The following is a 21,653-nucleotide window of genomic DNA, read 5'->3' as shown; positions in this document are numbered from 1 at the left end:
TTGCCCGGGGGCGGCTCGATTTCTGGGCCGGCAGCGGCCTTTCTTGGGCCTGACCGCGTCACCGGACATCCTCGACAATTTAAACAGGCATATTGCCCTCTGGCAACTTGCCCGTCAGCGGAGATTGACCCGTGAAGCGGACCTATCAACCCAGCAAACTGGTGCGCAAGCGCCGTCACGGCTTCCGCGCGCGCCTCGCCACCACCGGCGGCCGCAAGGTTCTCGCTGCCCGCCGTGCGCGCGGCCGCAAGCGTCTGAGCGCCTGAAGCCAGGACGTCTCTCCCGGAGATTTCCATCATGGATCGGCTGCGGCAGCGGGCGGACTTCCTCGCCGTTGCCGATGGCGTGCGGGCGAGCAGCCCTGCCTTCGTGGTCCAGCGGCGGGAACGCCAGGACCAGGGCTCGATCCGGATCGGTTTCACGGTCACCAAGAAGAACGGCACCGCCACGGAGCGCAACCGCATCCGCAGGCGGTTGCGCGCGTTGGTGCAACGGCTCGATCCTCTGTCGATGCGGCCACACAGTGACTATGTGCTGGTCGGCCGACGCGACGCGCTCACGCGCGACTTCTCGACCATGTTCGACGATCTCAAGACCGCGCTGCAGAGGCTCGATCGGCCGCAGCGTCAGGCCGGGCCGCATCCAAAGCGGTCCCAGGCCAAACCCCGCCAACCAGTTTGAATGACCGGACGACAAGAAGAACGATGACCGACAATCGCAACACCATCCTCGCCGTCGTCCTGTCCGGGCTGGTCCTGATCGCCTGGCAATATTTCTACAACATGCCGCAGATGGAGCGGCAGCGCGCGCAGCAGGCGCAGGCGGAGCTCGCCAAGAAATCCGCACCGCAGCCGGAGGCGTCCAACACCCCGGCGGGTTCGAGCTCGGCGCCGCAGCCGGGCAGCTCGGGCGCGCCCAGCGCGCCTTCGGCGAACGCCCCCTCCGGAACCGGCGTGATGCCGCGCGAGACCGCGATCGAAGCTACCCCCCGTGTCAAGATCGATACGCCGCGCCTCGCCGGCAGCATCTCGCTGAAGGGCGCGCGGATCGATGACCTCGCACTGGTGCAATATCGGGAAACGGTCGATCCGAAGTCGCCCGCGATCGTCCTGTTCTCGCCGTCGAGCACCGCCCATCCCTACTATGCCGAATTCGGCTGGGTCGGCGGCGCCGGCTCGAACGTGCGCGTTCCCAACCAGAACACGGTCTGGCAGCAGCAGGGCTCGGGCACGCTGACGCCGTCGACGCCGGTCACGCTGACTTACGACAATGGCGAGGGGCTGACCTTCCATCGCACCATTTCGGTCGACGAGCATTATCTGTTCACGATCAAGGATGAGGTCACCAACGGCGGCACTGCACCGGTGACGCTCTATCCGTTCGGCCTGATCTCGCGCCACGGCACGCCGCAGGTCTCCGGCTATTACATCCTGCACGAAGGCCTGATCGGCTATCTCGGCGACCATGGCCTGCAGGAATACAGCTACAAGAAGATCGACGACGAGAAGGCCCTGAACTTCAAGGCCACCGACGCCTGGCTCGGCATCACCGATAAATATTGGGCTGCGGCGCTGCTGCCCGAGACCAATGCCCAGCTGCAGGCGCGCTATTCGTCGAATCTGGTCGACAACGTCCGCCGCTACCAGACCGATTATCTGGAGGATGCGCAGACGGTCGCGGCCGGAGCGACCACCACCGTCTCCAGCCGCCTGTTCGCAGGCGCCAAGGAAGCGGGCGTCGTCGGCATCAACTTCCCGATCGGTGGTCTCGGCGGCTACAATCAGGCACTCGGACTCAACCATTTCGATCTGCTGATCGACTGGGGCTGGTTTTACTTCCTGACCAAGCCGATGTTCCTGGCGCTGGACTTCTTCTACCGGTTCTTCGGCAATTTCGGCATCTCGATCCTGCTGGTGACCGTGCTGGTGAAGCTCATCTTCTTCCCGCTCGCCAACAAGTCCTATGCCTCCATGGCGAAGATGAAGTCGATCCAGCCGCAGCTCGCTGCGCTCAAGGAGCGCTATCCGGACGACCGGATGAAGCAGCAGCAGGAAATGATGGAGATCTACAAGAAGGAGAAGATCAACCCGGTCGCAGGCTGTCTGCCGGTGCTGCTGCAGATCCCGGTGTTCTTCTCGCTCTACAAGGTCCTGTTCGTCACCATCGAGATGCGGCACGCGCCGTTCTACGGCTGGATCCACGACCTCTCGGCGCCCGACCCGACCAACCTGTTCACGCTGTTCGGGCTGTTGCACTACGACCCGACGCAGCTGCCGATGTTCGGCCATTATCTCGCGCTCGGCATCTGGCCGATCATCATGGGCATCACGATGTGGTTCCAGATGAAGCTGAATCCGACGCCGCCGGATCCGACGCAGGCCATCATCTTCAACTGGATGCCGCTGATCTTCACCTTCATGCTTGCGGGCTTCCCGGCCGGGCTCGTCATCTACTGGGCCTGGAACAACACCTTGTCGGTGCTGCAGCAGAGCGTCATCATGCGCCGCAATGGCGTGAAGGTGGAATTGTTCGACAACATCCGGGGCGTGTTCTTCAAAAAAAGGGCGGCGTGACACCCGGCCGGCGCGATACAAGGCCAACGTCATCGCGAGCGAAGCCAAGCAATCCTGCATCGAAACGAAGGTTCTGGATTGCTTCGTCGCTTCGCGCCTCGCAATGACGCAGAGTGAGACTGCTCTCAAATGACTACCAGCACCACCGACGAGGCCGAGCTGATCGAACGGGGGCGAAAGCTGTTCGCGGGTCAGTGGCGCTTCGTCTGGGCCTCGCCCTCGATCGAGGCGCTGCCGCCGATGGGCCCGCTTGAGATTGCTTTTGCCGGCCGCTCCAATGTCGGCAAGTCCAGCCTGATCAACGCGCTGGCCGGCCAGACCACGCTGGCACGGACCTCGCATACGCCGGGCCGCACCCAGGAGCTGATCTTCTTCGAGGGGCCGGAAAACACGCCGCTGCGTTTGGTCGACATGCCCGGTTACGGCTATGCCTCCGCGCCGAAGACCAAGGTCGCATCCTGGACCACGCTGATCCACCAGTTCCTGCTCGGGCGCACCAGCCTCGCCCGCGTCTATGTCCTGATCGACTCTCGGCACGGGCTGAAGGATGTCGACCAGGAGGTGCTGACGACGCTGGACAAGTCGGCGGTGAGCTATCAGCTCGTCCTGACCAAGGCCGACCAGGTCAAGCCCGCCGAGCTCGCCGCCCGTATCGCCGAGACCGAGACCACGCTGGCCAAACATCCGGCCGCCTTCCCGCAGGTGCTCGCGACCTCCTCGCGCGCCGGCATCGGCATGGCGGAATTGCGCGCCGCGATCGCGCGCCTGTTGAACGAGCGCGGCGCATGATCCGGGCCGTTCGCATCCTGATCGCGCTCGCCGGATTGATGGGCGCCTCGGGCGTCGCGCTCGCAGCGATGGCCGCACATGCGACCGATGCCAGCCGGCTGTTGCCGGCCTCCGCCATGCTGCTGTTCCACGCCTGCGCCGTGCTCGGCGCTTGCGCACTGTCCGATCGGCGCGTGATCCACCCCCGCATCGGCCTGATCGCAGCTGGCGGCTTCGTTGTTGCGGCCGCGCTGTTCTCCGGCGATCTCGTCATGCGGCAGTTCACCGGCGACCGCCTGTTTCCGTTCGCCGCGCCGACCGGCGGCACGCTATTGATCGCGAGCTGGCTGGTGCTCGGCATCGCGGCATTGTGGCCCCGCCGCGGGTAAAGGCCGCTTTGCGCAGCATGCGGCAATCGGCTAGAAGGCGGCGACTTCCCCGCCAGCGAGATTGTCTCTCATGACCGACGCGACCCATATCAGCCCGCTCGATCAGGCCCGCATCCTGTCCGAAGCGCTGCCGCATATGCAAGAATATGACGAAGAAACCATCGTCATCAAATATGGCGGCCATGCCATGGGCGACGACGAGACGGCGAAGGCCTTCGCCCGCGACATCGTGCTGCTCGAGCAGACCGCGATCAATCCGGTGGTGGTTCATGGCGGCGGTCCGCAGATCGCGACCATGCTCAAGCGCCTCGGCATCGTCTCGGAATTCGCCGCCGGTCTTCGCATCACCGATGCCGCCACCATCGAGATCGTCGAGATGGTGCTGGCTGGCTCGATCAACAAGCAGCTGGTCGGCTACATCAACGAAGCCGGTGGCAAGGCCGTCGGCCTGTGCGGCAAGGACGGCAACATGGTGCGCGCGGTCAAGGCGACGCGCACCATGGTCGATCCGGATTCGCACATCGAAAAGGTGGTCGATCTCGGCTTCGTGGGCGAGCCGGAAAAAGTCGATCTGACGCTGCTCAACCAGTTGATCGGCTATGAACTGATCCCGGTGCTGGCGCCGCTGGCGACCTCCAAGGAGGGCCAGACCTTCAACGTCAATGCCGATACCTTTGCCGGGGCCGTGGCCGGCGCCCTGAAAGCCAAGCGGCTGTTGCTTCTGACCGACGTGCCGGGCGTGCTCGACAAGTCGAAGAAGCTGATCCCCGAACTCTCGGTCGCCGACGCGCGCAAACTGATCGCCGACGGCACCATTTCCGGCGGCATGATTCCGAAGGTCGAGACCTGCATCTACGCGCTCGAACAGGGCGTGCAGGGCGTCGTGATCCTGGATGGCAAGGTCCCGCACGCGGTGCTGCTCGAACTCTTCACCAACCAGGGCACCGGCACGCTGATCCACAAGTGAGAACACCCCGCCATCTCTCTCCGTCATGGCCGGACTTGTTCCGGCCATCCACGTCTCGCTCCGGTCGTGGGAACAAAGACGTGGATGCCCGGGTCAAGCCCGGGCATGACGATGTGGAGATACTCGGGCGCGCTACGTCCCTATGGACTCGCAGCGCGCTCGCTCTATCCGCTACTCTTCTCGCCCTTGTCGTCTCCACCAGCCCCGCGGCCGCCGACCTGAAACTCTGCAACCGCATGAGCTATGTCGTCGAGGCCGCGATCGGCGTCGACGAGAAATCGGCCACCGCGACGCGCGGCTGGTTTCGGATCGATCCCGCGGCCTGCCGCGTCGTGTTGCAGGGCGAACTCAGCGCCGACCGCATCCTGTTGCATGCGCGCGCGCTCAGCCTCTACGGCGCCTCGCCGATCGCGGAGAACGGCAACGACACGCTGTGCGTGGCGCAGGACAATTTCGTGATCGCCGCCGCACGGCAGTGCCGGAGCGGACAGACCCCGGCACCCTTCACCCAGATCACGCCGACCAAGACCGAGGACGGCAACCTGGTCGCCTATCTCGCCGAGAGTGCCGAATATGACGACGAACAGGCGCGCCTCGCGGCCATCCAGCGGCTGCTCGGCATTGCCGGCTACGACGCTTCGCCGATCGACGGCGTCGACGGACCCAAGACACAGGCCGCCCTTGCTGCCTTCCTGAAAAGCCGCGGCCTCGCTTCCGATGTGGTCTCGCAGCCGAATTTCTTTTCCACCATGGTCGATGCGGTGCAGGCGCCCTCGCCGACGGGGCTGACCTGGTGCAACGACACGCCGCACAAGGTGATGGCGGCGGTGGCGACCGACGACGGCAGGACCGTGATCAGCCGCGGCTGGTATCGCATCGATCCCGGCAAATGCCTGCATCCGGACATCACGGGCCAGCCGAAGAAGGTGTACAGCTATGCCGAAGCCGTCGATGCCGACAACCGCAGCATCAAGGTCAAGGACAAGCCGCTGCGCTGGGGCGGGCTGACGCAACTCTGCACCCGCGAGAGCAAGTTCGAGACCTCGGAACAGGGCGACTGCCCGAGCCGCGGCTTTGCGGCGACCGGCTTCACCGCGGTCGACGTCGCCCGCAGCGGCAAGACGTTACGGTTTGCGCTGCCGTGATGAGCGTGCGTGCAGTGCCGCCACACACGATGCTGTCGTCCCCTCGGAAGCGGGGACCCATAACCACCGGCGGCGTTGGTACGAAGAACGACAACGATCGGCGGTGCGTTACAGATAAATTCCGCGGTATGGATCGCCGCTTTCGCGGGGATGACGGTGGAATTTGCGGCAGCCTTCCGCGGATCACAGGCTGAAAGAGATATGACGAAATCCTCCCGCACCTTCGACCACGTCGAGACCTGGGTGTTCGATCTCGACAACACCCTGTATCCGCACCACGTCAATCTGTGGCAGCAGGTCGACGCGCGCATCGGCGAGTTCGTCGCCAATTGGCTGAACGTCTCGGCCGAGGAAGCACGTCGCATCCAGAAGGACTACTACCGCCGCTACGGGACCACGATGCGCGGCATGATGACCGAGCACGGCGTGCATGCCGACGACTTCCTGGCCTATGTGCACAAGATCGACCATTCGCCGCTTGAACCGAATCCCGCGATGGGGGCCGCAATCGAACGCCTGCCCGGGCGCAAGCTGATCCTGACCAACGGCTCGGTCGATCATGTCGATGCGGTGCTCGATCGGCTCGGCATCGCCTCACACTTCCACGGCGTGTTCGACATCATCGCGGCCGAGCTGACGCCGAAGCCGGCGCGCCAGACCTATGACCGCTTCCTCAAGCTCCACGAAGTCGACCCGACGCGGGCTGCGATGTTCGAGGACCTCGCGCGCAATTTGGAGGTGCCGCACGCCCTCGGCATGACCACGGTGCTGGTGGTGCCCGACGGCACCAAGGAGGTGGTGCGCGAGGACTGGGAGCTCGAAGGTCGGGACGATCCTCATGTCGACTATGTCACCGACGATCTGACCGGGTTCTTGCGAGGGCTGGCGCGGTAACGCCGCTCGTCGTGAGTTCGCCATTCCCGGATGGTCCGAAGGACCAGACCCCAGATGCGTAATTGCGCATCGGGAATTCTCGAGATTCGGGGTTCGATGCTTCGCATCGCCCCGAAATGACGGACCAAACAACGTCCCGCCATTCTCACCGGACCAGGACCTCGTCCGCGATTGAGCCGACGAGCATCCTTGACTCTCCTTCCCCAAATTCAGAAAAAGCTAGCTCGTTTTGCTGAATGCACCGCGCGCCGCCCGCCAATCCAAGGATCGATCGATGTCCCTCTCCGCCCTGGAATCCACCATCAACAACGCCTTCGAGGCGCGTGACGGCATCTCGACCGCGACCAAGGGCGAGGTGCGCGACGCCGTGGAAAGCGCGCTCGAATTGCTGGACAAGGGCGAGGCGCGGGTCGCCGCGCGGGGCACCGACGGCAAATGGACCGTCAATCAATGGCTGAAGAAGGCGGTGCTGTTGTCCTTCCGCCTCAACGACATGCGCGTGATTCCGGGCGGCCCCGGCCAGGCCACCTGGTGGGACAAGGTGCCCTCCAAATTCGAGGGCTGGGGCGAGAACCGCTTTCGCGACGCCGGCTTCCGCGCCGTGCCCGGCGCAATCGTGCGTCGCTCCGCCTTCATCGCCAAGGGCGTCGTGCTGATGCCGTCCTTCGTCAATCTCGGCGCCCATGTCGATGAAGCGACGATGGTGGACACCTGGGCCACGGTCGGCTCCTGTGCCCAGATCGGCAAGCGCGTGCACATCTCCGGGGGCGCCGGGATCGGTGGCGTGCTGGAGCCGCTGCAGGCCGGCCCCGTGATCATCGAGGACGACTGCTTCATCGGGGCCCGCTCGGAAGTGGCCGAGGGCGTGATCGTGCGCAAGGGCGCCGTGCTCTCGATGGGCGTGTTCCTGGGCGCCTCGACCAAGATCGTCGATCGCGAGACCGGTGAGGTGTTCGTCGGCGAGGTGCCGGAGTATGCAGTCGTGGTGCCGGGGGCGCTGCCGGGCAAACCGATGAAGAATGGCGAGATCGGGCCCTCGACCGCCTGCGCCGTGATCGTCAAGCGCGTCGACGAGCGCACCCGGTCGAAAACCTCGATCAACGAGCTGCTGCGGGATTGAGGCGAACGTTCCGGCCCGCCGAGGCCCTACTAGCGGCAGCCGGAGAGAGCGTGTTAAGCGAGGGCATGACCGATGCCCTCGCCATTGCCCGTGACCTGATCCGCTGCCCATCCGTCACCCCGGCCGATGCCGGCGCGCTCGGCGTGCTTGCAGCGCTCTTGAAGGACGCCGGCTTCGAGGTGCAGCGCGTCACCTTCTCCGAACCCGGCACCGCTGATATCGACAATCTCTATGCGCGGATCGGCAGTGAGGGGCCTCACCTTACCTTCGCCGGCCACACCGACGTGGTGCCGCCCGGAGACGAGAGCGCCTGGAGCCTGGGTGCGTTTTCGGGCGAGGTGAAGGATGGCTATCTCTACGGCCGCGGTGCGGTCGACATGAAGGGTGGCATCGCCTGCAGCGTCGCCGCGGTGCTGGATTACTTGCGCGAGCATGATGGAAAGCCGCGTGAAGACGGCAACGGCTCGATCTCGTTCCTGATCACCGGCGATGAGGAAGACGTCTCGGTCAACGGCACCGTGAAGCTGCTGAAATGGGCGGCGGAGCGCGGCGAGATATTCGATCATTGCGTGCTCGGCGAGCCTTCCAACCAGGAGGTGATGGGCGACTGCATCAAGATCGGCCGCCGCGGCTCGCAATCCGGCACGCTGATCGTCGAAGGCAAGCAGGGCCACGTCGCCTATCCGCACCGCGCCGCCAACCCGGTGCCGGACATTTCGCGGCTGATCGTCGCGCTCTCCGACGAGCCGCTCGATCAGGGCAGCGCGCAATTCCAGCCGTCCAACCTCGAATTCACCTCGGTCGATGTCGGCAATTCCGCGAGCAACGTGATCCCGGGGACGGCACGGGCGAAATTCAACATCCGCTACAATGACTGCCATACGCAGGAATCGCTGCGAGCACTGGTCGAGGAGCGGCTGAGGACGGCCTGCGGCAACCGCATCCGCGCCCATATCGAATGGCTGCCGTCCAACGCCAACGTATTCCTGACCAAGCCCGGTTCGTTCACCGAACTTGCCGTTGCGGCAATCGAAGAGGCGACGGGGCGCAAGCCGGAGCTGTCGACATCAGGCGGCACCTCCGATGCCCGCTTCATCTCGAGCTACTGCCCGGTCATCGAGTTTGGCCTGGTCGGCCAGACCATGCATCAGATCGACGAGCGCGCGGCGGTGGCCGACATGGAGACGCTGACGAAGATCTATCGCGGCATCCTCGATCAGTATTTCGCGTGATCGGTGCGGACTACGCCAGCGACCTGTCGGATCAGGCGACCTTCACTTCGGCGAGGAACTGATCGACCTCGCGGCGCAGGTCGGTGGCCTGGCCGGCGAGGCTCGCAGCCGAATCCAGCAGGGAGCGCGCCGAGCCGCGGGTTTCGGCCGCGGCCGCGCTGACCAATGCGATCGACGACGACACCTCGCGCGTGCCGCTTGCGGTCTGCTGCACACTGCGCGCGATTTCCCGCGTGGTCGCGCTCTGCTCGGCCACGGCGGTCGCAACGGATCCGGTCACGCCGCTGATGCTGTTGACCACGGCGGCGATCTTCTCGATCGCGGCGACCGTGCTGCCCGTCTCGTTCTGAATCGCCACGATCTGGCTTTCGATCTCCTCGGTCGCTTTGCTGGTCTGAGCGGCGAGACTCTTCACCTCGGACGCGACCACCGCAAAACCCTTGCCGGCCTCGCCGGCGCGCGCCGATTCGATCGTGGCGTTGAGGGCGAGCAGATTGGTCTGCGACGCAATGGCGCGGATCAATTGGACGACGTCGCCGATGCGGGTGGCACTGCCCGCCAGGGTGCGGACCTTGTCGGTGGTGTCGAGCGCCTGGCTGGTTGCGTTCGAGGACTCCGAGGCCGCTTCCGAGATCTGCCGGGTGATCTCCTTCATCGAATGATCCAGCTCCTCGGAGGCCGCGGCCACCGTGGTCACGCCGGATGTCGCTTGCGCCGCTGCATCGGCGACGGCGGTCGCGCGGGACGCAGTGGCGCCGGCGGAGCCATCGAGCGCCTCTGCCGACTGCTTCAAGCCGCTCGCGGCGTCGCTCAAGCGGCCGCAGAGCGTGTCGATGACCTCGCCGAAGCGACGGGTGAGCGCCTCGATCTTCTGCCGGCGCGCATCGCGCCGCGCTTCGGCGTCGGCGCCCTGCAGCGCCAGCCGGTCCGCCTCTGCGGACTTGTCCTGCAGCACGCCGATGGCGTTGGCGAGCGTGCCGACTTCGTCGGTCCGGTCGCGATAGGCGATCTGCACGTCGCGCTCGCCGCCTGCGATGCGGCGGATCAGCTCGGTCAGATTGGAGAGCGGCTTGATGACGCGGGCATTGAACCAGATCGTTCCGAGTGCGGCCGCCCCGATATTGATCAGCATTAGGGCCAGCGCCAGGACGAAACGGGTCTGGGAGTCGGCGATCGCCACTTCGCTCTGGCGCAAAGCCTCCGCGATCGCCGCATCGCGCAGCGGCAGGATCGTGTCGAGGATCGGGAACACCGAACGCAGGAACTGATCGGGATCGAGGTCGAGCACCTTGCCGCGATTGGGCGCAACCTGCGAGGTGTAGAACTCGCCACCGCGTGCCCAATAGCCGTTCTCGACCTCGGTCAGCGCGACGAAGATCGGCTTCTGATCAATCTCGGCAGCAGCCAGCTTGGCCGACGACCAAATCCGCTCGATGCGCCCCTTGAACATGGCAAGCGCCTCGGCCGGTTCACCCGTCATCGCCTGCTTCGTCGCGATGGCCCGGACGAGTGTCGTGGTGGCGCGGCCGGCCCAGTCACGCAAATCCCAGCCGAGCACGGCGAGACGGGCCGCCTGGCCGACCGCCGCGTTCGCCGAATTGATCCGGCGAACGATCACATCGACATGGCTGCCCGTCGTCTCCTGAATCGTGAACATCCGCGGCACGTAATCGCGGACGAACGATTCGGACCGCGCCGCCTTCGGCTGCGCGACGGCCTCGAGCGCGGCCCCACGGACCGCGCGAAGCTTCTGCTGAATCGAATCCAGCGCAGCAGTGTCTTCGCTCAGCCACGCGAGACTGCGGGCCTTGGCGAACGCATCATCCGACCCCTGAATGACCTTCTGCAGCGTTGCAAGCTCGTCCGCGGTCGCAGGGTTGGGCGATGCCAGGCGTGGATTGACCATGGCGCGCTCGAGATTCAGCTTCTCCGGCAGCCGCAACATGGCAGACAGCAGTTGCGCATCACCGCCTGCTGCCTTGGCAGCCTGGAGCGCCGTCAACTGCTGCCAGGCGAACCACATGGTTGCGAGCAGACCGATGACCGCACCGAGTAGGAGCGAGAGCAGGAAGACTTGACGAATGCGCACGATCGACCTCGCCGAAGAGGAGCCAAGGCTCCCCGGATAGCTGCGAGGACTTCAATTTGAAGTTAAGAAACTCGGCCCTGCAATGCAGAACCGCAAGCCAATAAGGAAAAGCATTTGCAGCCGACGCGCGCGATCTGTTCGGCGCCGCCGGTGAGGATTACCTCAATACTCCACCTTCACCAGATACAAGCCCTCGGGCGGGGCGACAACGCCGCAGGCGGCGCGGCTGCGCGCGGCGAGCGCGGCGGAGAGATCATCCGCACTCCACCGCCCCTGCCCGACCCATACCAGTGAGCCCACCATCGAGCGCACCTGGCTGTGCAGGAACGAGCGCGCGGAGGTGAGCACCGTCACGGCATCGCCGTCTCTGATGACGTCGAGCTGATCCAGCGTCTTCTCGGGCGACTTGGCCTGGCACTCGGTGTCGCGGAAGGTGGTGAAATCGTGCTTGCCGATCAGCCGCTGCGCAGCTTCATGCATCGCGTCCGAATCGAGCCGCTGCGGCACGCGCCAGACCCGCCCCGCATCAAGTGCCAGGTTGGCGCGCCGGTTCATGATGCGATAGCGGTAGTGACGCTTGCGCGCCGAGAAGCGCGCTTCGAAGGTGTCGGGCACGATCTCCGCAGAGAGCACCGCGATCGGGTTGGGACGCAGATGGGCATTCAGCGCATCGCGCAGGCGATCCGGACGGAAGTCCTTTTCGATGTCGCAATGCGCGACCTGTCCCGTCGCATGAACGCCGGCATCCGTCCGTCCCGAGCCGTGGACGCGGGTGGCGACGCCGCAGGTCGCCTGCGCCGCCGCCTCCAGCGCGCCCTGCACGGAGGGCAGGCTCGCCTGCAGCTGCCAGCCGCAGAACGGTGCGCCGTCATATTCGATGGTGAGCTTGTAGCGGGGCATATGGTTCTGTTGTTGCCGTCGTCGCCCGCGCAGGCGGGCGATCCAGTATCCACCGGCACTCGGTTCGACAATGGACGTCTCGGCGTACTGGATACCCCGCTTCCGCGGGGTATGACAGCCTCAGGAAAAGCGGGCACCGCGCTTCAATGGCGTGCCGCGCAGGAAATCCGCAGCCTGCATCGGCGCCTTGCCGGCGCGCTGCAGCTCGATGATGCGGATCGCGCCCTCACCGCAGGCGATCGTCAGGTGATCGTCGAGCACCGCGCCAGGATCGGCATGAACCGCGCCGGAACCGGAGGCAAGCTCGCAGCGGAGAATCTTGACGCGAACCGCTTCGCCGTCCACCTCGACCTCGCTCCAGGCGCCCGGAAATGGCGACAGCCCATGGATGTGGCGCAGCACCGCGTGCGCCGGCTTGTTCCAGTCGATCCGCGCTTCCGCCTTGTCGATCTTGGCCGCGTAAGTGACGCCGTCCGCCGGCTGCTTCGTCAATGTGAGGTCGCCATGCGCCAGCGCTGCCATCGCACGCACCATCAGACCGGCGCCGATCGCGGCGAGCTGATCGTGCAGATCGGACGCGGTCATCGCATCCGATATCGCAATGCGTTCACCCATCGCGATATCGCCGGTGTCGAGGCCGGCATCCATCTTCATTACCATGACGCCGCTCTCGGCGTCGCCTGCCATGATGGCGCGATTGATCGGCGCGGCGCCACGCCAGCGCGGCAGCAGCGAGGCATGCAGATTGTAGCAGCCGAGCCGTGGCGCATCGAGGATGGCCTGGGGGAGGATCATGCCATAGGCCACGACCACGGCCGCGTCGGCATTGTGGGCGCGAAACTCAGCGAGCGCCGCCTCGGTCTTCAGCGTCTTCGGCGTGAACACGGGAATCCCGAGCCGCCGCGCCTCCTGCTCCACCGGTGTCGGCTGCAGCGCAAGCCCGCGGCGGCCGCCGGGCTTCGGTGCGCGGGTATAGACGGCCGCGATCTCGTGGCCGTCGGCGGCGAGCTCGCGCAAGGTCGGCACGGCGAAATCCGGCGTACCCATGAAGATCAGGCGAAGGGGCATTGGCGCAATCTCGTCTTGCGAGGTCAGCCTCCCTGCGCTCGTCACGCCCGCACTTGTCGCGGGCATCCACGTCTTTGGTCGTTCAAGGCCGCAGCGTGGATGGCCGGGGTCGCTTGGCTTGTCGTGCTAAGACGCGCTTCGCGCTTTTGCCCGGCCATGACGGAGAGAGACGTCGATCATTCCGCCGCGCGCTTGGCGGCTTTGGCGAACTTCTTCATGACGCGGTCGCGCTTCAGTTTCGACAAATAGTCGATGAAGAGCACCCCGTTGAGGTGGTCGATCTCATGCTGGATGCAGGTGGCATAGAGGCCCTCGGCGTCCTCCTCATGCACCTTGCCGTCCAGATCGGTGAAACGGACCCGCACCTTCGCGGGCCGCTCGACCTCCTCGTAATATTCGGGGATCGACAGACAGCCCTCCTGATAGACGGACATTTCGTCCGACCTGGACAATATCTCCGGGTTGATGAAGACGCGCGGCTCCGGATTGCCCTCGCCATTCTCGTCCCGCTTGGACAGATCCATGGTGATGAGGCGCAAGGGTTGCGCGACCTGGATCGCGGCGAGCCCGATCCCGGGCGCGTCGTACATGGTCTGGAACATGTCGTCGACCAGCTGCCGGATCTCCGGCGTCAGCTTTTCGACAGGTTTGGACACCAGCCGCAACTGCTTGTCGGGCAGGATGATGATTTCTCGTAAGGCCATGGCGGGCGATTTAAGCGCCGGACGGCACGCGGTCAATCTGAACCGCCGACGCTTAAGTCATCGCGAACCGTGTTTTTTAGAACCTCGTTAACCAAGAGTTTTAACCCGCGGTTAACCATAAATGTTCTTATTTTGTTCCTATTTACTCAGGAATCTGGTATAGGGGTCCGATGACCTCCGTGAACCCTGTCGTCTTCGCGATCGGCGATCTGCCGGTCCGGGCCTCTGACGCACTGCTCGGCTTCGGCGCGCTAGTGCTGTTGCTCCTTGTTGCCATCACGGTGGCGGTGGCCCGGTCCGGGCGGCGCGGCGCAGCGCTTGCAATGATGCAGGCCATGCGCGCCGACGAGCTGGAGCTGCGCCTGTCCGAAATGCTGCGGGTTCAGAACGAGGCCTCCGGCCGCGTCGATGCGATGACGCAGGTGCTCGCCGGCCGCCAGGCGGAGCTCGCGCGCGCCGTCAACGAGCGGCTGGATTCGGTGACGCATCGCGTCGGCCAGTCGATGGAGCAGACGACGCGCCACACGATGGATTCCTTGCGCGTGCTGCACGAGCGGCTCGGCATCATCGACAACGCGCACAAGGACCTGACCGAGCTGACAACACAGGTCACGACCTTGCGCGACGTGCTCGCCAACAAGCAGGCGCGCGGCGCCTTCGGCCAGGCGCGAATGGAGGCGATCGTCCAGGATGGACTGCCGAAAGGCAGCTACGCATTCCAATACACGCTGACCAGCGGGAAACGGCCGGACTGCGTCGTATTCCTGCCCGATCAGCGTCCGCTGTGCATCGATGCGAAATTTCCGCTGGAAGCCGTCACCGCACTGCATGATGCGCGCAGCGACGAGGAGAAGCGATTCGCCTGCCAGCGGCTGCGTGCCGACGTGCTCAAGCACGTCAACGACATCGCCGAGAAATACCTGATCACCGGCGAGACCCAGGACACCGCGCTGATGTTCGTCCCCTCGGAATCGGTCTATGCGGAGATCCATGACGGCTTCGACGACGTGATCCAGAAGGCCTATCGCGCCCGAATCGTGCTGGTATCGCCGTCGCTGCTGATGCTCGCGATCCAGGTAATGCAGCAGATCATGAAGGACGCGCGCATCCGCGACGCCGCCGACCAGATCCGCAACGAGGTCATGCACCTCGGCGACGATCTCGGTCGTCTGCGCGAGCGCGTGCTCAAGCTGCAGAAGCATTTCGGTGACGTGAACGAGGATGTCAGGCAGATCCTGATCTCCGCCGACAAGATCGAGAAGCGCGCCGGCCGCATCGAGGAGCTCGATTTCAGCAAGCCCGACGCATCAGTCGATTCCCCGCGGATCACCCCGGCCGCGGCGCCGGACTTGTTCCCTCTCTCAGGCCGGATGCAGGCGGGAGAGTGAGTTGGCTTGCTGCATTTGGGGGACGAAGCCTACTCAGCAAAAGTCGTCATCGCCCGGCTTGACCGGGCGATCCAGTATCCCAGAGACCGTAGATGGGCGCACGCAGCTTCTACGTTTACATTCTCGCAAACCGTATCGGCGGCACACTGTATATTGGTGTCACCAACGATCTGATGCGGCGGGTTGCGGAACATGGGATGAAAGTGGCCGACGGCTTCACTAAGCGATACGACGTTGCTCGCCTCGTTTATTTCGAAGTCTTCGATCAGGTTGAACCAGCGATCCGGCGCGAAAAACGACTGAAGAAGTGGCCACACGATTGGAAACTTCTCTGATCGAAAGAGAAAACCCGAACTGGATTGACCTCTATCCGCAAATTGCCGGAGCTCTATAATTACTGCCTCTGGAATACGGGGGCGCCCGGTCAAGCCGGGCGACGACGAGTGTTTTGGTGGAGGCGACTAAATCTGCTACACGCCTTCCATGACCGCACCCGACGCCGCATCCGACATCAGCGCCGATAACGGCTCGCACGAGGCCGATGCCCCCGCCCCCACCTGGCGCGAGAGCATCGCCGTCTACCTGCAGCCCCGCGTGCTGGTGGTGCTGTTCCTGGGCTTCTCCTCCGGCCTGCCGCTGGCGCTGTCCGGCTCGACATTGCAGATCTGGATGCGCGAGCTCGGCGTCGATCTCGGAACGATCGGCCTGTTCGCCCTGGTCGGCACGCCCTACACGCTGAAATTCCTGTGGGCGCCTTTGGTCGATGCGCTGCACGTGCCGCTGTTCACGGCCGCCTTCGGCCGCCGCCGCGGCTGGCTGGTCTTCGCGCAATTGCTGCTGATTGCCGCGATCATCCTGCTCGCGCTGACTGATCCTGCGCGGGCGCCGTTCATGGTGGCACTGGCCGCGCTCCTGGTCGCAGCAACCTCATCGACCCAGGACATCGTGGTCGACGCGTTCCGCGTCGAAAGTCTGCCCGAAAGCGAGCAGGCCGCCGGCATGGCCGCTTATGTCGCCGCCTACCGCATCGGCATGCTGATTTCGACGGCCGGCACACTTGTCGTCGTCTCGGCGTTCGAAAGCCGCGGGCTGCCGCGAGCTTCATCGTGGATGTGGGGCTACGTCGTCATGGCCGCGCTGGTGCTGATCGGCACTGTCACAGCTCTCCTCGCGACCGAGCCGGCGCAATCCAAGACGGCTGAGGCAGCGACGGCCGCGGACACGGCAATGACGCGCGTGATCCATGCCGCGATCGGCGCCTTCTCCGAATTCCTCAGCCGCAAGGATGCGCTGGCCGCGCTGGCCTTCGTGGTGCTGTTCAAGTTCACCGATGCGTTTTCGGGCACGATGACGGCGCCGTTCGTGATCGATCTCGGCTTCAGCAAGGTCGATTATGCCGCGATCGTCAAAGGCGTTGGGCTTGCCGCCACGCTCGCGGGCGGCTTTGCCGGGGGCTTCGTGGCGCGGCGTTATTCGCTCGCGACCAGCCTGTGGATCGGCGGTGCGGTGCAGGCGCTGGCCAATCTCTCCTTCTCCTGGCTCGCGATCACCGGCGTCAACCAATGGGCGCTGGCGCTCGCCATCTCAGCGGAGAATTTCACCAGCGCCGTCGGCACCGTGATCTTCGTCGCCTATCTTTCCGCGCTGTGCCAGAACCCGCTGCACACTGCGACTCAATATGCCTTGCTCACGGCGCTCGCAGCGGTGGGACGGACTTATCTCTCGTCAGGCGCGGGCTACGTGGCGAAGGCGACCGGCTGGCCGCTGTTCTTCGCCATCTGCGTGCTGGTGGCGATCCCAAGCCTGATCCTGCTCGGCTGGCTGCAGCGGCGCGGACATTTCGACGCACTGCAGACGCAGATCTCAGCTAACGCTTGAGGTCATCGCGCACGATTCCATTGAGCCGCTCGAACTCCGCGACAACCGTATCGCAGGCTGGCTTTGCGGCCTCGCAAAGAACGTCCATTTTGATGAAGAGATGATCGCCATCCTGGACCACATGGCGCCGAATTGCGGTGGGATAGGCTGGATGACCCGACGGCGCAAATGACCAGACGCTGAGGGCCGCTTTGTCCTCGATGACGGTCCAGCCAGATTGCATTGAACTCCTGGTCCCCGGCTTGGCGCGTAGTGACTCCAAGGCCGAGGCAACCGTGGGATAACCGAGGTCAGCCTGAACCTCGTTGTTGGATGCAGCCGCCGCTCCCGATCCCAGCGCTATCGCAAGCGCAAGCGCGTATAGCACTTTCACTCCCGCCGCCTCCCCAATGACGCGCGAATATGGCGCGTCGTCATCGTGACACAACCTAGCCAGGAATCAACGTTTCACCAAGCTCCATTTCGTCACGACCGCCTCGCTCAGCTGACCGGCGTCCTGCGCGCAGGAGACTTGATCGACCTTCACCGCGATCTGCTTGCCGAGCAGGCCCTTCAGCTGCGCGGCCTGCGCCTTGTTCTCGATCATGAGTTGGAACGTCTCGGGTCCGGTCTCGAGATTGCAGAGCCCGTTCGGTGGCGGCAACCGGCGCGGTTCGCTGGCGATCTGATAGGCCATGGCCGGCTCGCCAGGCTTGGCTCCGCGGACCTTCAGCATGTTCAATTCGCCCGACAGCACGTCGCCGGCATTGATCGGCTTGCCAGCCTTGAGCGGCTCATCGCTCTGCTGCGCCACAGCAAGCGAGGCTACCGTCGTCGCCAGAATCGCGCCCAAAGCCAAGCGTTTGCCGAATCCGGGTTTCGTCATCATGAACTTCCGTATGTGTGCTTAGAACAGAGTTCGCTGCCGCATCGCCGCCGACAACGTGCCTTCGTCGAGATAGTCAAGCTCGCCGCCGACCGGCACGCCATGCGCCAGCCGCGTGACCTTGACGTTCGCCTCCTGCAGGAGGTCGGTGATGTAATGCGCGGTGGTCTGGCCGTCGACCGTCGCATTCAGCGCCAGGATGATCTCCTGGACCTCCGGCGCGTGCGCGCGCTGCACCAGCGCATCGATGGTCAGATCCTGCGGACCGACGCCGTCGAGCGGCGACAGCGTGCCGCCGAGCACGTGATAGCGGCCGTTGCTGGCTTTCGCGCGCTCCAGCGCCCAGAGATCGGCGACGTCAGCGACCACGACGATCATCGCCCCGTCGCGGCGCGGATCGGTGCAGACCGTGCAAGGGTTTTGCGTGTCGATGTTGCCGCAGGTCTTGCAGACCTGGATACGCTCGATGGCGACCTGCAGCGCCGAGGTGAGCGGCGTCATCAGCGCTTCGCGCTTCTTGATCAGGTGCAGCGCGGCGCGGCGCGCCGAGCGCGGCCCAAGCCCGGGCAGGCGCGCGAGCAGCTGGATCAGGCGTTCGATCTCGGGACCGGCGACGGCCATCAGTTCAAGGACTTCATGACGTGCAAACTAGCCGAAGCCGAATCCAGGAGGCAGGCCGAGCTTGCCGGTGATGGCCTGCATCTTCTCCTGCATCGCGGCTTCCGCCTTGCGGCGCGCGTCATTGCACGCGGTCACCACGAGATCCTCGAGGATCTCGGTCTCTTCGGGCTTCATCAGCGACGGATCGATCTTGATGCCCTTCACATCCATCTTCGCGGTCATGCGGACCGCGACCAAGCCACCGCCGGAGGTACCCTCGACTTCGAGATTGCCGAGTTCCTGCTGCATTTCCTGCATCTTCGACTGCAGCTGCGCCGCCTGCTTCATCATGCCGAGAAAGTCGGCCATGGCTTACGTCCTCTCAAAACGATTCCAGATCGTCGTCGCTGTCGGACTCGTCGACCGGCTCGACAGCGCTGCTAACTTCCGATTCCGGCGGCTCGGCGGCAAGCTTGCGCACCTCGACCACCTTGGCGCCAGGGAAGCGGGCCAGCACCTCCTGAACCCGCGGATCGGCTTCCGCCGCGCGCTCCCGCTCGCTTTTCGCGCGCAGGTTCTGCTCGCGCAAGGTCGGCTGTCCCGGCTCGTTGGAGACGACGACCGTCCAGCGCCGGCCGGTCCAATCCTCCAGCTTGCGCCCGAGATCGGTGACAAGCGCGCGCGGGGCGCTGCGTTCCAGCGCAATCTCCAGACGCCCGTCCTCGAAGCGGACCAGCCGGACATCGGCCTCCAGCGCGCTCTTGGTCATCACATCGCGGCTCTTGCCGGCGAGCGCGACGAGTTCCTGGAAACTACGAAGCCGAAGCGCGGGGGCTGCGTCCTGCGATGCTGGCGGCGGGCTCGCCATCTGCGGCCGCATCGGGCTGCCGACGGCCGCGAGGGTCGGGCCTTGGCTCAAGCCTTGGCTCGGAGCTTGGGCGCGCTGCGGCGCCATGCCCGCCGGCATCGACGAGGAGGACAGGCCGGCCGTCGTCATGGTCGGCGCCGGGGCGCTGCGCTGGACCGCAGCCGAAGAGACCCCAGGTGCGGCGCCGCCATTCTGCTCGATCATCCGGATCGCTTCATCGGGCGTCGGCAGATCGGCGGCGTAGGCGATCCGCACCAGCACCATTTCGGCCGCCGCTGCGGGCCTGGTCGCAGTCTGGGTTTCGGCGATACCCTTCAAGAGCATCTGCCACATCCGCGACAACACACGGATCGACAGCTTGGTGGCGAAATCGCGCCCCCGCAGCCGCTCGGTCTCGCTGAAAGCGACATTGTCGGCCGTGGCCGGCACGAACTTGACGCGGGTGACGAAGTTCACGAATTCGGCAAGATCGGACAGCACCACCACCGGATCGGCGCCAACGTCATACTGGTCGCGGAATTCCTGGAACGCCGCGGCGATATCCCCGCTCGCCAGATGCTGAAACAGGTCGATGACGCGGGTGCGGTCGGCGAGCCCCAGCATCTGCCGGACCTCGTCGGCGCGCACTTCGCCGGCCGCATGGGCGATCGCCTGATCGAGCAGCGACAGCGAATCGCGCACCGAGCCTTCGGCCGCGCGGGCGATGATGCCGAGCGCTTCCGGCTCGATGCCCACGCCCTCCTTGGCCGCGACATTGGCGAGGTGCTTCATCAGCACGTCAGCCTCGACCCGGCGCAGGTCGAAGCGCTGGCAGCGGGAAAGCACGGTGACCGGGACCTTGCGGATCTCGGTGGTGGCGAACACGAATTTGGCGTGCTCCGGCGGCTCCTCCAGCGTCTTCAGGAAGGCGTTGAACGCCGCCGTCGACAGCATGTGGACTTCATCGATGATGTAGACCTTGTAGCGCGCGCTGGCGGGCGCATAGCGCACGCTGTCATTGATCTGCCGGACATCATCGACACCGGTATGCGAGGCCGCGTCCATTTCCAGCACGTCCATGTGCCGGCTTTCCATGATCGCCTGGCAATGCGTGCCGAGCACCGGCATGTGAATGGTCGGCCCCTTCACCGATCCATCCGGCAACTCATAGTTCAACGCGCGAGCCAGGATACGGGCGGTGGTGGTCTTGCCGACCCCGCGGACGCCGGTCAGGATCCAGGCTTGCGGGATGCGGCCCGTCTCGAAGGCGTTCGAGACGGTGCGCACGACGGCTTCCTGGCCGATCAAATCTTCGAAACTGGAGGGGCGGTATTTGCGCGCCAGCACCCGATAGGGCTTGGCGGCGGATGTTATGCTGTCGAGGCCGGCCTGCGCGGCGCTGTCGGGCGTGGATGGAGAAGCGCCGGCCTCGGTCATCGATCGATCCGCAATTGCACGTCTTCCAGCCGACACAGCGGCCGAATGGGAGCGAGCGCCCGCCGGTGCGGGGTCTCCGCTAGTGATGCGCGATTCGCTCGAGAAAACAGGTAGGAGACTGACGAGCGACCCGATCCGGACCTCGTTAGGGCTGCTTCCTTCCGGACCTGACCCGGTTGGCGAGTGGCTCGTCCACCGCCAATCTCCCGATCCCTATTTGGGGCCAAACGGACCGGAAAGCAAGCGTGAGCTTCACGGGGAGCCGCCCTCTCGCAAGTGGGCTTGTGCCAGCGCGGCGAAAGGCATTAGGTGACATCAAGACCCCTTCCGCCCGCAAGAGTCCACCGAATCACCCTGCCAGGAACCCCGATGCCCGACGCTACCTGGTCGCTGCACCCGCAGCTTGCGAAGGACACGATCAACATCGGCGATCTGCCACTGTCCCGGGTGCTGGTGATCAAGGACGCGAACTATCCCTGGATGCTGCTGGTGCCGCGCCGCGAGGGCGCGGTCGAAATCATCGATCTCGACGAGGTGGCGCAGGCCCAGCTCATGACCGAGATCGCGCGCGTCTCCCGCGCCCTCAAAGAGATCACCAAATGCGACAAGCTCAACGTCGCAGCGCTCGGCAACATGGTGCCGCAGCTCCATATCCACGTCATCGCGCGCCGCACCAGCGACGCCGCCTGGCCGCGCCCGGTCTGGGGCGTCGCGCCGGCGCTGCCGCATGATGCGGAAGAGGTGCAGCATTTCATCGGCGCGATCCGCCGCAAGATCTGGCTAGGGTGA

At 64.9% G+C, this 21,653-nt stretch carries 23 protein-coding genes and 1 other RNA gene; 14 read left to right on the top strand and 10 right to left on the bottom strand.

The features are described from left to right. The first annotated feature begins 131 nt into the window (after positions 1–131). From rpmH to dapE, 10 genes are all read left to right on the top strand, one after another. Entirely contained in the window at positions 132–266 is a 135-nt protein-coding gene (rpmH, locus tag QX034_RS14765) for a 50S ribosomal protein L34 (RefSeq protein WP_006609582.1), read from the top strand. Positions 267–297: 31 nt separating this feature from the next. Continuing rightward, positions 298–681, top strand: coding sequence for a ribonuclease P protein component (rnpA, locus tag QX034_RS14760; protein WP_315701882.1), 384 nt, complete (start codon positions 298–300; stop codon positions 679–681). A gap of 23 nt (positions 682–704) precedes the next feature. Continuing rightward, positions 705–2,573, top strand: coding sequence for a membrane protein insertase YidC (gene yidC, locus QX034_RS14755; RefSeq protein ID WP_315701883.1), 1,869 nt, complete (start codon positions 705–707; stop codon positions 2,571–2,573). Positions 2,574–2,702: 129 nt separating this feature from the next. Further along, positions 2,703–3,362, top strand: coding sequence for a ribosome biogenesis GTP-binding protein YihA/YsxC (yihA, locus tag QX034_RS14750; protein WP_315701884.1), 660 nt, complete (start codon positions 2,703–2,705; stop codon positions 3,360–3,362). Next, positions 3,359–3,730 carry a DUF423 domain-containing protein gene (locus tag QX034_RS14745; RefSeq protein WP_315701885.1) on the top strand — a complete coding sequence of 124 codons (372 nt, stop codon included), beginning with the start codon at positions 3,359–3,361 and terminating at the stop codon, positions 3,728–3,730. The genes yihA and QX034_RS14745 overlap by 4 nt, the downstream gene beginning before the upstream one ends. A 70-nt stretch (positions 3,731–3,800) precedes the next feature. Next, the gene (gene argB, locus QX034_RS14740) at positions 3,801–4,697 is read left to right on the top strand and encodes an acetylglutamate kinase (protein WP_315701886.1); all 897 of its coding nucleotides are present in this window, start codon (positions 3,801–3,803) and stop codon (positions 4,695–4,697) included. A gap of 80 nt (positions 4,698–4,777) precedes the next feature. Next, positions 4,778–5,842: a DUF1036 domain-containing protein gene (locus QX034_RS14735; protein ID WP_315742314.1), complete on the top strand. Its 1,065-nt coding sequence runs from the start codon at positions 4,778–4,780 to the stop codon at positions 5,840–5,842. 201 nt (positions 5,843–6,043) lie between these two features. Continuing rightward, complete coding sequence (locus tag QX034_RS14730; protein WP_315763907.1) at positions 6,044–6,736, top strand: pyrimidine 5'-nucleotidase; 693 nt, start codon at positions 6,044–6,046, stop codon at positions 6,734–6,736. 274 nt (positions 6,737–7,010) lie between these two features. Further along, entirely contained in the window at positions 7,011–7,856 is an 846-nt protein-coding gene (gene dapD / locus QX034_RS14725; protein WP_315742312.1) for a 2,3,4,5-tetrahydropyridine-2,6-dicarboxylate N-succinyltransferase, read from the top strand. 65 nt (positions 7,857–7,921) lie between these two features. Next, complete coding sequence (dapE, locus tag QX034_RS14720) at positions 7,922–9,088, top strand: succinyl-diaminopimelate desuccinylase (protein ID WP_316195513.1); 1,167 nt, start codon at positions 7,922–7,924, stop codon at positions 9,086–9,088. A gap of 31 nt (positions 9,089–9,119) precedes the next feature. On the opposite strand, the gene QX034_RS14715 is transcribed toward dapE, so the two are convergent. The 4 genes from QX034_RS14715 to def form a co-directional block, all read right to left on the bottom strand. After that, complete coding sequence (locus QX034_RS14715; protein WP_315765545.1) at positions 9,120–11,177, bottom strand: methyl-accepting chemotaxis protein; 2,058 nt, start codon at positions 11,175–11,177, stop codon at positions 9,120–9,122. Between the two features lie 162 nt (positions 11,178–11,339). Continuing rightward, complete coding sequence (truA, locus tag QX034_RS14710) at positions 11,340–12,077, bottom strand: tRNA pseudouridine(38-40) synthase TruA (RefSeq protein WP_315701892.1); 738 nt, start codon at positions 12,075–12,077, stop codon at positions 11,340–11,342. Between the two features lie 120 nt (positions 12,078–12,197). Continuing rightward, a complete protein-coding gene (fmt, locus tag QX034_RS14705) occupies positions 12,198–13,145 on the bottom strand; it encodes a methionyl-tRNA formyltransferase (RefSeq protein ID WP_315701893.1) in 948 nt (315 codons plus the stop codon). Between the two features lie 176 nt (positions 13,146–13,321). After that, complete coding sequence (def, locus tag QX034_RS14700) at positions 13,322–13,849, bottom strand: peptide deformylase (protein ID WP_315701894.1); 528 nt, start codon at positions 13,847–13,849, stop codon at positions 13,322–13,324. Between the two features lie 179 nt (positions 13,850–14,028). On the opposite strand from def, the gene QX034_RS14695 reads away from it, so the two are divergent. The 3 genes from QX034_RS14695 (at position 14,029) to QX034_RS14685 (ending at position 17,115) form a co-directional block, all read left to right on the top strand. Beyond that, on the top strand, positions 14,029–15,237 hold the full coding sequence (locus QX034_RS14695) for a DNA recombination protein RmuC (RefSeq protein ID WP_315701895.1): 1,209 nt from the start codon (positions 14,029–14,031) through the stop codon (positions 15,235–15,237). A 92-nt stretch (positions 15,238–15,329) separates the two neighbouring features. Next, positions 15,330–15,572 carry a GIY-YIG nuclease family protein gene (locus QX034_RS14690; RefSeq protein ID WP_315701896.1) on the top strand — a complete coding sequence of 81 codons (243 nt, stop codon included), beginning with the start codon at positions 15,330–15,332 and terminating at the stop codon, positions 15,570–15,572. A gap of 148 nt (positions 15,573–15,720) precedes the next feature. Then, a complete protein-coding gene (locus tag QX034_RS14685) occupies positions 15,721–17,115 on the top strand; it encodes an AmpG family muropeptide MFS transporter (protein WP_315728924.1) in 1,395 nt (464 codons plus the stop codon). Here the strand turns inward: QX034_RS14685 and QX034_RS14680 are convergent. From QX034_RS14680 to ffs, 6 genes are all read right to left on the bottom strand, one after another. Next, positions 17,105–17,488: a hypothetical protein gene (locus QX034_RS14680; protein WP_315701898.1), complete on the bottom strand. Its 384-nt coding sequence runs from the start codon at positions 17,486–17,488 to the stop codon at positions 17,105–17,107. The genes QX034_RS14685 and QX034_RS14680 overlap by 11 nt on opposite strands. Positions 17,489–17,554: 66 nt before the next feature. Then, on the bottom strand, positions 17,555–17,980 hold the full coding sequence (locus QX034_RS14675; RefSeq protein WP_315701899.1) for a hypothetical protein: 426 nt from the start codon (positions 17,978–17,980) through the stop codon (positions 17,555–17,557). 21 nt (positions 17,981–18,001) lie between these two features. Next, on the bottom strand, positions 18,002–18,601 hold the full coding sequence (recR, locus tag QX034_RS14670) for a recombination mediator RecR (RefSeq protein WP_315701900.1): 600 nt from the start codon (positions 18,599–18,601) through the stop codon (positions 18,002–18,004). A 27-nt stretch (positions 18,602–18,628) separates the two neighbouring features. After that, positions 18,629–18,949 carry a YbaB/EbfC family nucleoid-associated protein gene (locus QX034_RS14665; protein ID WP_315701901.1) on the bottom strand — a complete coding sequence of 107 codons (321 nt, stop codon included), beginning with the start codon at positions 18,947–18,949 and terminating at the stop codon, positions 18,629–18,631. Positions 18,950–18,962: 13 nt separating this feature from the next. Further along, entirely contained in the window at positions 18,963–20,864 is a 1,902-nt protein-coding gene (locus QX034_RS14660; RefSeq protein WP_315742301.1) for a DNA polymerase III subunit gamma/tau, read from the bottom strand. Positions 20,865–20,974: 110 nt separating this feature from the next. Then, positions 20,975–21,071: signal recognition particle sRNA small type (ffs, locus tag QX034_RS14655), an RNA gene on the bottom strand. A 162-nt stretch (positions 21,072–21,233) separates the two neighbouring features. On the opposite strand from ffs, the gene QX034_RS14650 reads away from it, so the two are divergent. Further along, positions 21,234–21,653, top strand: coding sequence for an HIT family protein (locus QX034_RS14650; protein WP_315742299.1), 420 nt, complete (start codon positions 21,234–21,236; stop codon positions 21,651–21,653).

Origin of the sequence: Bradyrhizobium sp. SZCCHNR3119, assembly GCF_032487775.1 — a bacterium.
GTDB lineage: Bacteria > Pseudomonadota > Alphaproteobacteria > Rhizobiales > Xanthobacteraceae > Bradyrhizobium.
This window is presented reverse-complemented; position numbering and strand designations above follow the sequence as displayed.